We start from the raw sequence: 13,719 nt of genomic DNA, 5'->3' as shown, positions 1-13,719 counted from the left end.
TATAGTCCTATTAGATTATTCAATTAATATGGTATACTAGTACTATATTATACTTCATTTCTTTAAATATCGACATAATTACTTAAATATACATAGTCTTTTAGGATTAAACCAAAAGGAGGAAGAGTTATGAGGCGGGTTTTGATAGGGATTTTATGTTTAGTAGTCATACTATCAACTAGTGGGAGTTATGTTCCAAATGTACAAGCTAACTCTGATACAAATTTAAATGATCCGTCATTAACATATAGTGTTTCGGCTAGTCCAAATGAATTCTTACTTGAAGATAACGGCAAAGCGCAAGGAAAATTAGATATTTCTATCAACCCACAGGGGTCTTTAAATGATCAAAAGCGAAATCCAGTAGATGTTGTGTTTGTGTTTGATAAGTCGGGATCAATGGATGATATTACTGACAATAGTATGCTAAGTGAAGTGCCGAAAACTAAAAGGGTTTGTTTTTGGTTTGTATGTTGGTACGAATATTCTGGAAAAGATGTGCAACGATATCTTAATGAAAATTCAAGTATAAATGAAGAATTCCAACGATTTGTAAAAGACTACCAAATAGAAAATGAAAATATATTAAAACAATTCGAACAATTCGCTACGATAACAAAGCTTGATAACGCTAAACAAGCTGTTATTGAAGCTGTTAACACATTAGGGAAAATCCAAGGTGATAACTTAACACTATTGCCTTTTGATGCAAATATTAGAGATCATTTTACTCTGGATGAGGGGGATATGACTCAATTATTTGGACTTGAACCGTATGGAAATACAAATTACACACAATCACTGGAAAAAGCTAGGGAATTATTAACTAATTCAAACAACTCAAAGCACATAATATTTTTAACAGATGGAGAACCTACGGTAACAATTGATAATAATGGAGATTATCTTGAACTTAATAAGGGAGAAATAAGCAAAAGCTCTCTAGTGGATTTCGCTAAAAATGAAGCTTCAAGAATTGCTAATGAAGGAATATCACTTGATGTAATTGGTTTCGGAACAGATGAGGATTTAGATATGAGCATTTTGAATAGCATTGTAAAGAAAACAGACCCTAATAAAAGTGCGATTCGTGGAACAGCTGCAAATCTTAACGAAGTATTTCGTGATATAGTAACGACTATTGACCAAGCTGCTATCACAGCTACTAAGGTGAAAATAAAATTACCGACAGGTGTTACTCTTCAGGAGGGAGCGAATGCTTCCATGGAGGGAGATTATGCTACCATTAGTGCGGGTTCATTCCAGTACTTATTTCAACAGAATGCTCCTTCCGCCGAATCATTCACACTACCACTAGTTTTTGAGGGACAAGGAATGTATGTTTTTGATGATATACAGTTAATTTACAATGATATCAATCTACGCGAAGTTAATCCGTTACCTCACGAGCCAGTAACAGTATATGTTAAACCAAAAGTTGCTCCAACTTTTTCTGGACAAGCTCAATATCAAGACAATGAAAAGGTTCAGTCTTTAGTAAAATACGGGAATACAAATGGAGATTCAAATCGTTTCTATGTTAATTATAATTTACAACCGGTAGAAGGTTATCTTGCCGAAGGAGATACAGGAACCATCTCTCAAATAAAGCTGACACAAATCATACCTGACGGCTTATCTGTATTACATGAGAATGACGATAATATTCGTGTTTATACTGACGAAGAAGGAAAGAAAGTTGAAATATTATTTAATGATATAACATATAGTAATGAACAATTTTCACTTAATAGTTTGACAAAACAATTATTTTTTCAAGCAGATTGGGCTATGACCCGAAAAGAGTTAGTTCCAGCAAAACTAGAATATGTTGACAGTAATTTTGGACAAAAAACAGTTATAATTAATGCGCCAGAGACAGGATATATCACATCAAAGGTAGTACTTCAAGATGTAGCAATTATTTACGAAGGAATTGAATCGGGTTTTATTTCGAAGCTAAAGGTAGACAGAATCATCAGTAAGATTCAATTAACAAACGCTACTGAGTTAATGACTTATCCTGTTAAGTCGATGCAATTTATTGATTCGAATCGTCAAAGAATAAAAGTGACTTATAGTAATGATAAAGAAGCCACATTGTATTTAGTTCCTGATATTGCAATGTTTGATTCAACAGGGACGCGTCTAAACAATAATGCTGAAACTACTAAAGAGTTTAGATTTAAACTCTCTAAACTAGTACCAGGCGACAATGTGACATATAAGTACAGGTTAAAAACAAACAATGCACAATCTGATTGGGTTTCCATGCAAGCGAATGATGAGATTTGGGTTACAGACCAAGGTATATCAAAAATTGAGGTGCAAGCTTCTGGTGGATTTGCAAAAGAAAACCAAATTATTAAGAAACAAATCACATATAAAAAGCCTGTAACATCAATTTCTATAACAACTTTGGAGTTAGAAGTTGGTAATATCTATGAGTTCGAGGCTGAAGTCCTCCCTAGCGATGCTTATGACAAATCTATAACTTGGTCATCAAGCGATTCCGACATTTTGTATCAAATCGGTGATTCATCAAGTTCTACATTTGAAGCAGTGCGTGAAGGGCGAGTTCGGTTAACAGTGTCTGCTCTTGACGGTAGTAACGTAACAAAAACCATTAATTTAGAGGTAATAGACCCGTATGTTCCTTTAGAACGGATAGCATTTAGAAATGATTCGTATAACTTACGTGTTGGTGCAGACTTATTTATTAATGATGAAATAATCTTTACACCAAGCAACGCTACGAACAAAGTGATTGTTGCTCAGGTTGATGATTATGTAAGATTAGAAAATGTGGATGGACAGTGGACTGCTTATGGAGAAGAACCTGGTTATGCAGTTTTAATCGTTTCCGCCACGGAAGCAGGCGTCACATTAGAGGCGAAAACCGTTATTAAAGTGATAAATGGTAATTCTGGTGGATCGGGTAACAATGGCGGTAACACGGGTGACGATTATAATTGGTAAAACAAAAGGCTACCGGTGATGGTAGCCTTTTCTGCGTCAATTAATAGTAACTTCGCCAACGATAAATCGTAATCGATCAACTTGAGGTAGTGCGTCAAGCTGACTTGTTAAGACACTCGAATCATGTATAATAGTAAATCTTGATTTTTTTCCTGTTTGGTCAATGGGTGATGGTTTTAGTAAAGTATATCCCTTGATAATGTTTCCACGTATTGCATTTATTTCTAAAGATTTTTTAGCGAAGACACCTCCATGTATAAAGAAGTTTGAACCTACTCCGTACATAATCGCACTTTTATCAGTATAAAAGAAAGCTTTTAGAGACGCAGGGCTATTATAATTAAATATGTCAGTGTCTTCGTCAGGGGGAGCAAAAGACGCAAATTCATTAATTCTTGTTACTACTACATCCTCTTTTGTGAGCAAAACAAGCTGCTTATCATCTAGACCAGCAATATTTGTATTAGATATAAATCCTTTTCCTTTGGCGAACATGACTGCATTAAAATTAACCTCATCATCTTCAACAACGGTTTCATCGTCGTTTCCAAGAATGTTAATGTTGCCTTCGACAATAGCTGTTCCATCATAAGAAATGGGAGCATGTTGCACTTGGAAAGTTAAATCTCCCTTTGTTATTATATTTCCTTTAATAGATACTTCTTTTTCAGAAACGATGGTTAAGTCCCCGTTTACGTAGATATTTTTATCAATATTAAAAGGAGTATAGCCACTAAAGAATTCAACAGATGGATGATCTATAACGATCCAATCTTCACTATTATGAAGTAAATCTGCCTCGTTAGTGATTATAATATTTGGTTCACTTCCATCTGTTACAACAGTAGCGTTGCTATCTAATGGTGATAATTGATCTTCTTTTTTATCATACGTTGCATCAAAATCAATCTCTACAAAGTCATTGCTATTCATCATAAAGGTAGGCCGATTGTTTTTATAAAAATAAGAACTATCTACTGGCTGTGAAAGCAGTCTGATTGCTTCATATCCAATTGGTGTATCAGTAGGTGAAGACCTTAATAATAAACGTTTTTGTACAAACGCTGAGCCATCAAATGCAGAGTAGGGAGTGGGCATAGTAGAAGCCCCACTATCATCCTTGTAATTAGCATAATTAGAAAGAGTCAGCACATTCGCATACATATTCCCTTGAATGTTTGCAGAACCGTTAATCGTTAAGTAGCCTTCATCGTCTTCTTTCCCAAACGAGCCTACTGCATATTCTAAAAAGCTTGGTGTAGGAGATAAAATGATTTGACGTGTTATTGTCTTGACTGCATCGTACTGATTATCACGTTGATCCTTTGCTTCATATTCGAGTTTATAGACACGACTGTAGTAATTGTGTTCGTAATTTGTACTGTCCTCTAGAAAGTCAGCTGTGATATCCGTTATCGTTAGTCCAACCGGATGATTGGATTTTAATTGGTTAACTACATCATTAAGCTTCACCTGATAAAGAGCTTTGTTATTATATATCTTTAAGTCTATATTATTAATCTCATTCTTAAACTCTAGTATAACTTTGTCCATGTTTTGCATAGCTGAGTATATAGCATCTGTAGTATCGTAGCGTATTTCTGTACGTTTAGCTCCGCCAATGCTCACAGATAATATCGTTAATCCAAGTGTCATGATGATGATTGTTACGAGCAATACAAGAAGTAGGCTAGATCCTCTTTCATTATTCATTGAATTCCTCCTAGTAGCCAAATTCACTAATAAACTCGATAGGTTCTACGTATAACATACTATTAGGATCATTATAACGACTATCACTAATAGAAAATTGTATCGTAATAATGCCTTGATTACAGTAAGATGCCATTGGATTAGAGCAAGTAAAATCTATTATTTTATTACTATTTATATTATTTACTACGATATGGTTGCTGTTAAGTATTTGATTGCTGTACGTGTTAGAAATATCTTTTGTTTGCACCACAATTTCCTCGCCTAACAAAGCACCGGTATCAGACAGCTTATTTTGTACATTTATTATGATACTAGCACTGATAGACTCATCAAATGTATTCTCTATTACTTCTTTTTGATTAATTGTTGTTGCTTTATAATTGAATAGTTTCAAACTAGACGAGTCGAGAACAATATGATCCGGATGGTTTTCGTACAGTACATTTAGCAGGTTAGCGACAATATAATCGGCTTCATCTCGAAGTTGAGCTTCAATGGCTATTTTTTTATAAACCTTTACGCCTGTTAAAAACGTTCCGTATATAGCTGACAATATGATGGAACTAACGGATAAGGCAACTAAAAGCTCGAGTAATGTAACCCCACTTTCATTTTTTATCCATTTACCTAATTGATTCATCAACTATCGTCCCCTCTAAAAGCACTGCTTTATTTCTATTTTCACTGTTTATTAATATAAACACATGTAAAAGCGACGTGCGAAATGATAGATTTGTGACATTTTGATTTGCTTCAAGGTTTTCTTTTAACAAAGATGGTAAATTTGGTGATGTGTTTAAAAGGTCATCAAGGTCAGATTGTTCCACACTCGGCATGATATAGATTTTTATGTCATCGTTAGTATATTGTTTGTTATTAATAATAGGGGTTAAAACAGCTTGACACCTTGCTGTATCGTCAAAAAGAAATACGTTATCAACATCACTTACACGTTCGTTATGATTCAATGGATTAATCGGCGATACGGTTACGGGACTGTTACATAAAGACATTGATAGTTCTACTAGAGGTTTGTTTGGATTTTTGGTTAGTTGGTATGTTACGTATCCTTCCATCTTCATAAAGCTTTGCTTTTGCATGTAGTTCATTACATTTTGTGCTAAATACACAGCTGTTGTTTTATCTTTATTTTGCGTGGTGTATTTATACGATTGTAGAAAAAAATTCATGCTACTTAATAATAGAATGGATAGAATTGCAAACGATATTAGTACCTCAAGAAGAGTGGCGCCATTTTGCTCAGAAATTTTAGATTTTAACATTACGTCCCCTTCTTTCAAAATAGATAACTTTATTATACAATATAAAATAGTCGGAGTTTGTCGTTTTTTATTGGAATTTGGCAATCTTTGCTTGTACATAATTACGTCCAACGAAAGAGGTGAATGAGTAATTTTGCAAACCATTACTTTTACATTATTGGCTGTTGTAATACTAGTACCCATTGTTCTTGCTCTACCACTTCGCTTAACTAAGAAAGGAAAACTATCAATAATAGGTGTTTCATTTCTTCTTGCTGTTGTAGGGTTAGTTGCTAACATTAGCTTACCTTTATGGCAAACCGGACTTATTCTTGTTTTATTAGCAATTGCCACAGCATATTTAATTGAAAAGAAAGTGGGACAATTAATTCTTGTTATGGAAGATGATACTACACAAATCAATGACTTAACGGACAAAGACCTTAATGAGGATACTCCTAATTCGACTATTCATGAAGAGTTAAGTACATCTTCAGAGGACGAAGAAGTTTATAAAGAAGTGGTAAGTGACGTTGTGCACGAACACGAAAAGCTTATTGAAACTGAAGATGAACAAGAAGATGAACAAAATCATGATAGAGATTGGACTATTTTACCTGATGTGTCAACAGATGATGACACGTTAGCAGTTTCAAACGAGCAGTATGAGAAAGATGAAGCTGAGGATACAGACGAGCTAGACGTGAATGTGTTAGAAACAGTGAATAAGTTAGATGAAAATGAATTAGATAATATGGACACGTTTGAAGACGATGTTGAAGAGGGATATGCGAAAGTTTTACAACAGCTTGATAACGAGTCTACCGAAGATATAGACAGTATAGATGATGAGGAATCTATTTCAACTCATGAAGCGGACCAAGACGAAGAAGACACATCAACACCTGAAACAGAGTTGGAAAGCTTGTTATTAATGGCTGAGGACGATGAGACTGATCTTGAAACCATGCAGCTTGAAGAAATAATTGATGCAGACAATGTTGCAGAACTAGATGAAGTGGCAGTATCAGTTGACGAGGAGCAAAGCGAATCTGAGATAGTTGATGAGGACTTAATAGACGTCGAGTCTGAGCTTGAAGCATTAGAGTCACTAGAAGCAACAATTAATAATAACGAAGAAGAAGTTGACGAAGTAAAAGACAAGATTTCTGTCGATGCGGAAGAACATGTGAATACAGAAATGTTATTGACGACAGACGATGAAGATATCGCTTTAAACGATAGCGAGCATGCTGAAGAATCTGATACATTCATCGATAGTAATGAGCCGAGTGAAGAGAGTGTTGACGATAATATAGATGATCAACAAATAGATGCTGTTCACCATGTTGTTAGTCAGCAAATGATTACACACTTATTATCGCAGTTACAAACTTATAAAAAGATTTTGCCAGGTGACCAGTATGAAGCCTTAATAAAAGATCATATGCGTCCAAATTTACGTAAACAGGATCAGTATGCTTTTACTAGCTTCTTAGTTCAATACTATATTAGCACTAAAAAATATGACAAGCTTATTGAGCTACTTACACAAATTGAAAAGGATTTCACAGAATTTCCAATAATTCAGCAGGAAATTGAATTTTTATTAGCGAAATACCGTAAAATTTAAGTCAACATTTGTCATATCGTGTTACAATATTATGTATCGTGTAGTTTCGTGAAAAAATTAATTAGGTGTGGTGAATGGAATGAAAAAGAGTACACAAATAGTTGGCCTGCCCATTATTAGTATTGCTGCAGGTACACAAGTTGGTAAAGTAAAATCATTAGTTATTAATCCAGATAAAGGATCAGTTGACTTTTTAACTATTGAGCATGAAGACTGGCAAGTAAGCGTAAAAGCTATTCCGTTTAAAAAAGTAGTAGGAATAGGTGAATACGCTGTGACAGTTGAGAGTGAAAATGCTGTTATAGATTTAAACGAAATTCCTATAGCAAATCAGCTAGTGAATAAAAAAATCAAAATTACAAATACAAAAGTTATGACTCGTAAAGGTGAACTTATCGGTGAAGTGAATGAATATTTCGTAGACGAGGACACAGGGCTTATCCTTGGTACATCGTTAAACGTACAAGGGCGTGATGTGGCTCTTGCGTCGGATTCAGTACTTACATTTGGGAAAGACATTATTATTGTAAAAGAAGATGTAGCGTCAAAGTTTTTAGATTCTGTCGATTACTTAGTTCAACAGCCTGAGTCAAATAATGAATCTTTTGTTGATGATTTGCTTCCTAATGAACATGAAGCAGCTCTTAAAGAGGTGGCTAATGCTATTATCGAAGAAACAGAAGATGAAGAAGTAGTACAATTAAAGAAAAAACAAATTGAATTACTTCTTGGAAAAGAATTAGTCAAAGATGTGATGAATGACAATGGTGAAGTGCTTTTCCACAAAGGTTATGTACTGCAAGAAGATGACATCGTTAAAGCACAAGAAGCAGGACCGAGCCTTGTAGTTGAGTTATCAATGAGTGTAAACGCGTAACACATATAGGCATTGGAGTGTCATAACATGAATTTTTTCCGATTATTTTTAGTCATTATTATTAATACCGCCTTTATATTTAGTTTTTCACACTTCGGTGCCTTAGCCTATGAAAAAGTATGGAGCCAAGATGTTGTTTTCAAAGAGGGAACGACACTTGGCTCAATCCCTATTTCAGGGTTAAATGAAGAGCAGGCAGCACAAAAAGTGAAAGAACATATAGATGGTTGGTATAATAGCGCAACTATATCACTACAGTATCAAAACACCTCAACAAATGTACCCCTGACCGCTTTTTTATTCAATGTCGAAGATAGTATTGCTCAAGTAAACGATGGAAAAGTTAACAATTTGATTGTTAGTATGGAAGATGTGAAACTGACAGAAGCTGTGACTACGATGCTAACAAATGAAAACTTAGTTAGCGTAGTGCAATTTGAAAACTTGAATCGAGATATTATTCAAGCTATTTCTCTTACGTTGAAACAACATATTACACTAGATGTACATGCTTATATTAATCAGGCGGATTTACAGCAAGAAAAGCTTTCTGAAGGAACGGTAGTGTTTAACAAAGAAGACATTAATATGGCGAGTTGGATGGCTACATATTCTACAATAACCATCCCTGCTCAGTCTCAGTTATCACTCTTAAACACAATTGCTTCTAATACTACTTTTACAGACGATGAGCTAAGTGTTATTGCATCAGGAATATATAAAGCAATTTTGCCAACAAATTTTACAATATTAGAGCGTCACACGAGTCGCACGCTTCCACCGTATAGTGAGTTAGGCTATGAAGCAAAAGTTAAACAAAACGATATGGACTTTGTTTTTTATAATCCAAATCAAACTGATTATCAATTGAAATTCACAGAGGTATACAATGGGTTGCTTGTAACATTAACAGGAGCTCCATTTATGGAAAATTATGAGGTTTCTCTTGAGGATAAACAACAGTTTGATCCGAAAACAATCATTCAATATGATGTGCTCTTGAAGAAGAATGAAACTGTTGTTAAAGAAAAAGGGAAGCCTGGTTTGTTAATTAAAGTGTTTCGAGAAACATACGTCAACGATGAGCTTACAAAGAGAGATAAGCTGTCAGAGGATTTTTATCCACCTGTTCATCGAGTGGAAGTGTACAGCATTTCATCAAACACGCCACTAAACAACACAAATAGATCTGAAGACAGTTCAGTTCAAGATAATAGTTCAAATATGCCTTCACAAGAGAAGCAAGACCCTACAACACAACGCGATAAATCCCCAGAAGAAACATGGGGAACTGAAGGTGAAATAACAAAAGGGATGCCAGGAGTGGGTGATAAAGATGGAAACTAGGAAAAGACTCGGAGATCTTCTAGTTGAATCTGGCCTCATATCGATAGAGCAATTAAACGAAGCGTTACGAGATAAATCATCTGAGCAAAAGCTAGGCGATATTTTATTAGATAAAGGGTTTATTACACAGCAGCAGCTCATTGAAGTATTAGAGTTTCAATTAGGTATTCCTCACGTTAGCTTATATCGATATCCGTTTGACTATAAGCTCGTATCAATTATCCCAAAAGAGATTGCAAAACGTAATTTGCTTATTCCGTTAAAAAAGGAAAATAATAAGTTGTTTATTGCAATGGCTGATCCGATGGACTTCTACGCTATTGATGATATCCGTTTATCAACTGGCTTTCAGGTGGAAACGGCTATTGCCACAAAGGACGATATTATTCGGGCTATAAACAAGTATTATGATGTGGACGAGCACGTAAACGAGTTACTAGATGATATTCCGAATGAAAATGTGAAGGACGAAGAAATTCGCGATCAAGACTCACCGATTGTCAAGCTAGTGAACCAAATCCTAGCGAGTGCCGTTCAGCAAAAGGCAAGTGATATTCATATTGACCCGCAAGAAAAGAAAGTCGTTATTCGCAACCGTGTAGATGGTGTGCTGCGAACGGAACGCACGTTGCCAAAAAATATGCAAAGTGTTTTAACAGCACGGATAAAAATTATGGCAAACCTGGATATTACTGAGCATCGTGTGCCTCAGGATGGCCGGATTAAGCTTACTATTGATTTTCATCCTGTTGATTTACGTGTATCAACGTTGCCTACTGTTTACGGTGAGAAAATCGTATTGCGTATTTTAGATTTAGGTAGTGCGATCAATGATATTGAACGACTTGGCTTTAATAATGTGAACTTAAAGCGGTTTGAAAAGCTTATTAAAAGACCAACTGGTATTGTGCTCATAACGGGTCCAACTGGCTCTGGTAAGTCGTCAACACTATATGCTGCTTTAAACGCTTTGAATGATGAACAAACAAACATCATAACGATCGAGGATCCTGTAGAATTTCGTTTAGAAGGAATTAACCAAATTCAAGTGAATGAAAAAATTGGGATGACATTTGCGCGGGGATTACGCGCTATTTTACGTCAAGACCCAAATATAGTTATGGTTGGGGAGATTCGTGATCGTGAAACAGCAGAAGTAGCCGTACGTGCCTCTCTTACAGGACATCTTGTGCTTAGTACACTTCATACGAACGATGCGTTAGGTACTATTACGAGATTAGTAGATATGGGTGTGGAGCCGTTTCTTGTTGCATCATCGTTAACGGGCGTCGTCTCACAGCGACTTGTGCGTCGCGTCTGTCGTGACTGTGCACAGGAAGAATTGCCGTCTAAAATGGAACAAGATATTTTTAAGCGCCGTGGCATTACAATCGAAAAAGTCATTCGAGGTAAAGGCTGTGGTATTTGTAATATGACAGGCTACAAAGGCAGGCTTGCTATTCACGAACTTCTTATGATAAATGAAGAGCTACGAAAAGCGATTATGAACAATGAACCTTTTTCGAGATTACGAGAAATAGCGATAAAAAATAAAACGATTTTTCTAACAGATGATGGGCTTATAAAAGTGAAAAAAGGCTATACAACAACGGAAGAAGTATTGCGAGTAGTTACACCAGATTAAGGAGGATAAACATGAACATTGAAGCTATATTACGTGCTGCCTTTGAGCACAAGGCATCAGACATTCACATAACAGTTGGCGTTCCTCCTATTTTTCGAATTAACGGTGAACTAAAGAAATACGGCAAAGAAGCCCTCAATCCACAAAACATTGAAGACATGACAAAAGCAATTTTGCCCGAAGCGATGTGGGAACGATTCACTGAAAATGGTGAGCTTGATTTTTCATACGGGATACCTGGTGTGTCACGCTTTCGTATAAATGTGTATCATCAACGTTCGTGTATCGCGATGGCGGCACGTATCATTCCAACATCTATTCCGACGATAGATGATTTGCAGCTACCATCTCCATTGCGAAAAATTGTCAATAAACCTCAAGGGCTTGTGCTTGTAACTGGTCCGACTGGTAGCGGGAAATCAACAACATTAGCCGCGATGATACGCCATATGAATGAAACGATGCGAAAGCATATTTTAACATTAGAAGATCCGATAGAATACCTTCATAAACATGGTACATGTATTATTGATCAAAGAGAAGTTGGCTTTGATACATCTTCTTTTGCTAACGGCTTACGTGCCGCGCTCCGTCAAGATCCTGATGTGATTATGGTAGGGGAGCTACGTGATTTAGAAACAATTCGTACAGCGATTACCGCGGCTGAGACGGGGCATCTAGTATTAGGGACTTTGCATACAACGAGTGCACCTTCGACCATAGACCGAATTATTGACGTCTTTCCTTCCTCACAGCAGCAGCAAGTGCGCATTCAATTAGCATCAGTATTAGAGGCAATTGTGTCACAAAGGCTATTTCCAACAGCCGATAAAACAGGGCGACGTGTAGCGGTCGAGGTTTTACTAAATACGCCAGCAGTTGCTAATTTAATCCGCAATGAAAAAGTTCATCAAATCCAAAATGTGATGCAGACGAACCGATCAATGGGAATGGTCACACTAGAAACCTCGATTGTAGAATTGCTACAGAGTGGGGTTATCACAAAGGATGTTGCGGAGCCTTTTCTACAGGAGCGTAAAGAATAATGCCACGATATAAATATGAAGGTCGCGATACATCGGGAAAAAAGTCTGGTGTCATTACTAGTTCATCGAAGCGTGATGCACTTGAAAAACTTAAAAAAGAAGGCATTCGAGTTACGCTGCTAAATGAAGTGCCAGAAACGTTATTAACGAAAGAAATAATTATAGGAAACCCTGTTAAACTACAGGACTATGTCATATTTCTACGTCAGTTTTCTACATTGTTACAAGCTGGTGTGTCGGTTGTCGATGCGACAAAAATTTTGGCAGAGCAAACGTCTAGTAAAGTGCTGCGTCGTGTTCTTCTTGAAGTGGAGGAGGACTTACGCGCGGGGAATCCGTTGTCTTCTGCGGCTAGTAAGCATAAAAAAATATTTTCACCGATGTTTATTAATATGATGCGAGCAGGTGAAGCAGGCGGAAATATGGATGAAATCCTTGACCGGTTAGCGATCCATTACGAAAAGCAAAACAAAACGAAGCAGAAAATACAATCTGCTTTAGCATACCCCATCGTAGTTGGGATTGTAGCGATTGGCGTTATTATATTCCTTTTAACAGCGGTTGTGCCAACATTTGTATCCATGTTTGAGGGTTTTAACGCAGAGCTACCAGCAATCACAAAGTTCGTTTTAGCATCAAGTGAATTTATGCAATCATTTTGGTATGTAGTAATTTTATTGTTTGTAGGAATCTATGTTGGCTTTCTAGTGCTGAAATCTAATAAAAAGACAAAATATTATTTAGATTATGCTGCCCTTAAAGTGCCGATATTCGGAAAAATGATTCAAAAAGCTGTGCTCGCTCGCATGACGCGAACGTTAAGCTCTCTATTTTCAAGTTCGGTGCCGATTCTACAGGCATTATCAATCGTAGAATCTGTTGTTGAAAATGAAGTTATCGTGAGAGTGCTTCGTGAATCGCGTGATTCATTAGAACGTGGGCGTAGCATTACGGCACCTATGAAAAAACACTGGGCATTTCCACCATTAGTGACGCAAATGATTGCGATAGGGGAGGAAACAGGGGTGCTAGATGCGATGCTAGCAAAAGTCGCTGATTTCTATGAAGAAGAGGTCGAGAATAGCACAGATAAGTTAAAATCACTTATAGAGCCGTTAATGATTTTATTTTTGGCATCGATTGTTGGGACTATAGTCACGTCAATACTAGTGCCGATGTTTGAAATTTTTAACCAAATTCAGTAATACTAGGAA

Annotated in this window: 10 protein-coding genes; 7 read left to right on the top strand and 3 right to left on the bottom strand. The window is 36.4% G+C overall.

Annotated features, from left to right (window positions below; translation table 11 throughout):
• Positions 1-129: 129 nt before the first annotated feature.
• Complete coding sequence (locus tag EJF36_RS14730) at positions 130-2,979, top strand: VWA domain-containing protein (RefSeq protein ID WP_125907042.1); 2,850 nt, start codon at positions 130-132, stop codon at positions 2,977-2,979.
• A gap of 36 nt (positions 2,980-3,015) precedes the next feature.
• On the opposite strand, the gene EJF36_RS14725 is transcribed toward EJF36_RS14730, so the two are convergent.
• The 3 genes from EJF36_RS14725 to EJF36_RS14715 are packed head-to-tail and all read right to left on the bottom strand — an operon-like array spanning position 3,016 to position 5,978.
• The gene (locus tag EJF36_RS14725; protein ID WP_125907041.1) at positions 3,016-4,692 is read right to left on the bottom strand and encodes a hypothetical protein; all 1,677 of its coding nucleotides are present in this window, start codon (positions 4,690-4,692) and stop codon (positions 3,016-3,018) included.
• A gap of 10 nt (positions 4,693-4,702) precedes the next feature.
• Complete coding sequence (locus EJF36_RS14720; protein ID WP_125907040.1) at positions 4,703-5,335, bottom strand: PilW family protein; 633 nt, start codon at positions 5,333-5,335, stop codon at positions 4,703-4,705.
• Positions 5,319-5,978, bottom strand: a complete 660-nt coding sequence (locus tag EJF36_RS14715; RefSeq protein ID WP_185806927.1) for a type IV pilus modification PilV family protein — start codon at positions 5,976-5,978, stop codon at positions 5,319-5,321. Before EJF36_RS14715 ends, EJF36_RS14720 begins: the two co-directional genes overlap by 17 nt.
• A gap of 133 nt (positions 5,979-6,111) precedes the next feature.
• On the opposite strand from EJF36_RS14715, the gene EJF36_RS14710 reads away from it, so the two are divergent.
• The 6 genes from EJF36_RS14710 to EJF36_RS14685 all read left to right on the top strand — a co-directional run bounded on the left by EJF36_RS14710 (position 6,112) and on the right by EJF36_RS14685 (position 13,710).
• On the top strand, positions 6,112-7,590 hold the full coding sequence (locus tag EJF36_RS14710; RefSeq protein WP_185806926.1) for a midas domain-containing protein: 1,479 nt from the start codon (positions 6,112-6,114) through the stop codon (positions 7,588-7,590).
• Between the two features lie 79 nt (positions 7,591-7,669).
• On the top strand, positions 7,670-8,467 hold the full coding sequence (locus tag EJF36_RS14705) for a PRC-barrel domain-containing protein (protein ID WP_125907037.1): 798 nt from the start codon (positions 7,670-7,672) through the stop codon (positions 8,465-8,467).
• Positions 8,468-8,494: 27 nt separating this feature from the next.
• Entirely contained in the window at positions 8,495-9,814 is a 1,320-nt protein-coding gene (locus EJF36_RS14700; RefSeq protein ID WP_125907036.1) for a G5 domain-containing protein, read from the top strand.
• A complete protein-coding gene (locus EJF36_RS14695; protein WP_125907035.1) occupies positions 9,804-11,459 on the top strand; it encodes a GspE/PulE family protein in 1,656 nt (551 codons plus the stop codon). The genes EJF36_RS14700 and EJF36_RS14695 overlap by 11 nt, the downstream gene beginning before the upstream one ends.
• Before the next feature lie 11 nt (positions 11,460-11,470).
• Positions 11,471-12,505, top strand: a complete 1,035-nt coding sequence (locus EJF36_RS14690) for a type IV pilus twitching motility protein PilT (protein ID WP_395940597.1) — start codon at positions 11,471-11,473, stop codon at positions 12,503-12,505.
• A complete protein-coding gene (locus tag EJF36_RS14685; RefSeq protein ID WP_125907033.1) occupies positions 12,505-13,710 on the top strand; it encodes a type II secretion system F family protein in 1,206 nt (401 codons plus the stop codon). Before EJF36_RS14690 ends, EJF36_RS14685 begins: the two co-directional genes overlap by 1 nt.
• Positions 13,711-13,719: the final 9 nt, after the last annotated feature.

Origin of the sequence: Bacillus sp. HMF5848 (assembly GCF_003944835.1) — a bacterium.
In the GTDB taxonomy this organism is placed as follows: domain Bacteria; phylum Bacillota; class Bacilli; order Bacillales; family HMF5848; genus HMF5848.
This window is presented reverse-complemented; position numbering and strand designations above follow the sequence as displayed.

What these genes read in the sequence shown, in the direction of transcription:
- EJF36_RS14700 (WP_125907036.1), top strand. Translation starts at nt 8,495, where the DNA reads ATGAATTTTTTCCGATTATTTTTAGTCATTATTATTAATACCGCCTTT.
- EJF36_RS14690 (WP_395940597.1), top strand. Translation starts at nt 11,471, where the DNA reads ATGAACATTGAAGCTATATTACGTGCTGCCTTTGAGCACAAGGCATCA.
- EJF36_RS14725 (WP_125907041.1), bottom strand. Translation starts at nt 4,692, where the DNA reads ATGAATAATGAAAGAGGATCTAGCCTACTTCTTGTATTGCTCGTAACA.
- EJF36_RS14715 (WP_185806927.1), bottom strand. Translation starts at nt 5,978, where the DNA reads ATGTTAAAATCTAAAATTTCTGAGCAAAATGGCGCCACTCTTCTTGAG.
- EJF36_RS14730 (WP_125907042.1), top strand. Translation starts at nt 130, where the DNA reads ATGAGGCGGGTTTTGATAGGGATTTTATGTTTAGTAGTCATACTATCA.
- EJF36_RS14685 (WP_125907033.1), top strand. Translation starts at nt 12,505, where the DNA reads ATGCCACGATATAAATATGAAGGTCGCGATACATCGGGAAAAAAGTCT.
- EJF36_RS14720 (WP_125907040.1), bottom strand. Translation starts at nt 5,335, where the DNA reads ATGAATCAATTAGGTAAATGGATAAAAAATGAAAGTGGGGTTACATTA.
- EJF36_RS14695 (WP_125907035.1), top strand. Translation starts at nt 9,804, where the DNA reads ATGGAAACTAGGAAAAGACTCGGAGATCTTCTAGTTGAATCTGGCCTC.
- EJF36_RS14705 (WP_125907037.1), top strand. Translation starts at nt 7,670, where the DNA reads ATGAAAAAGAGTACACAAATAGTTGGCCTGCCCATTATTAGTATTGCT.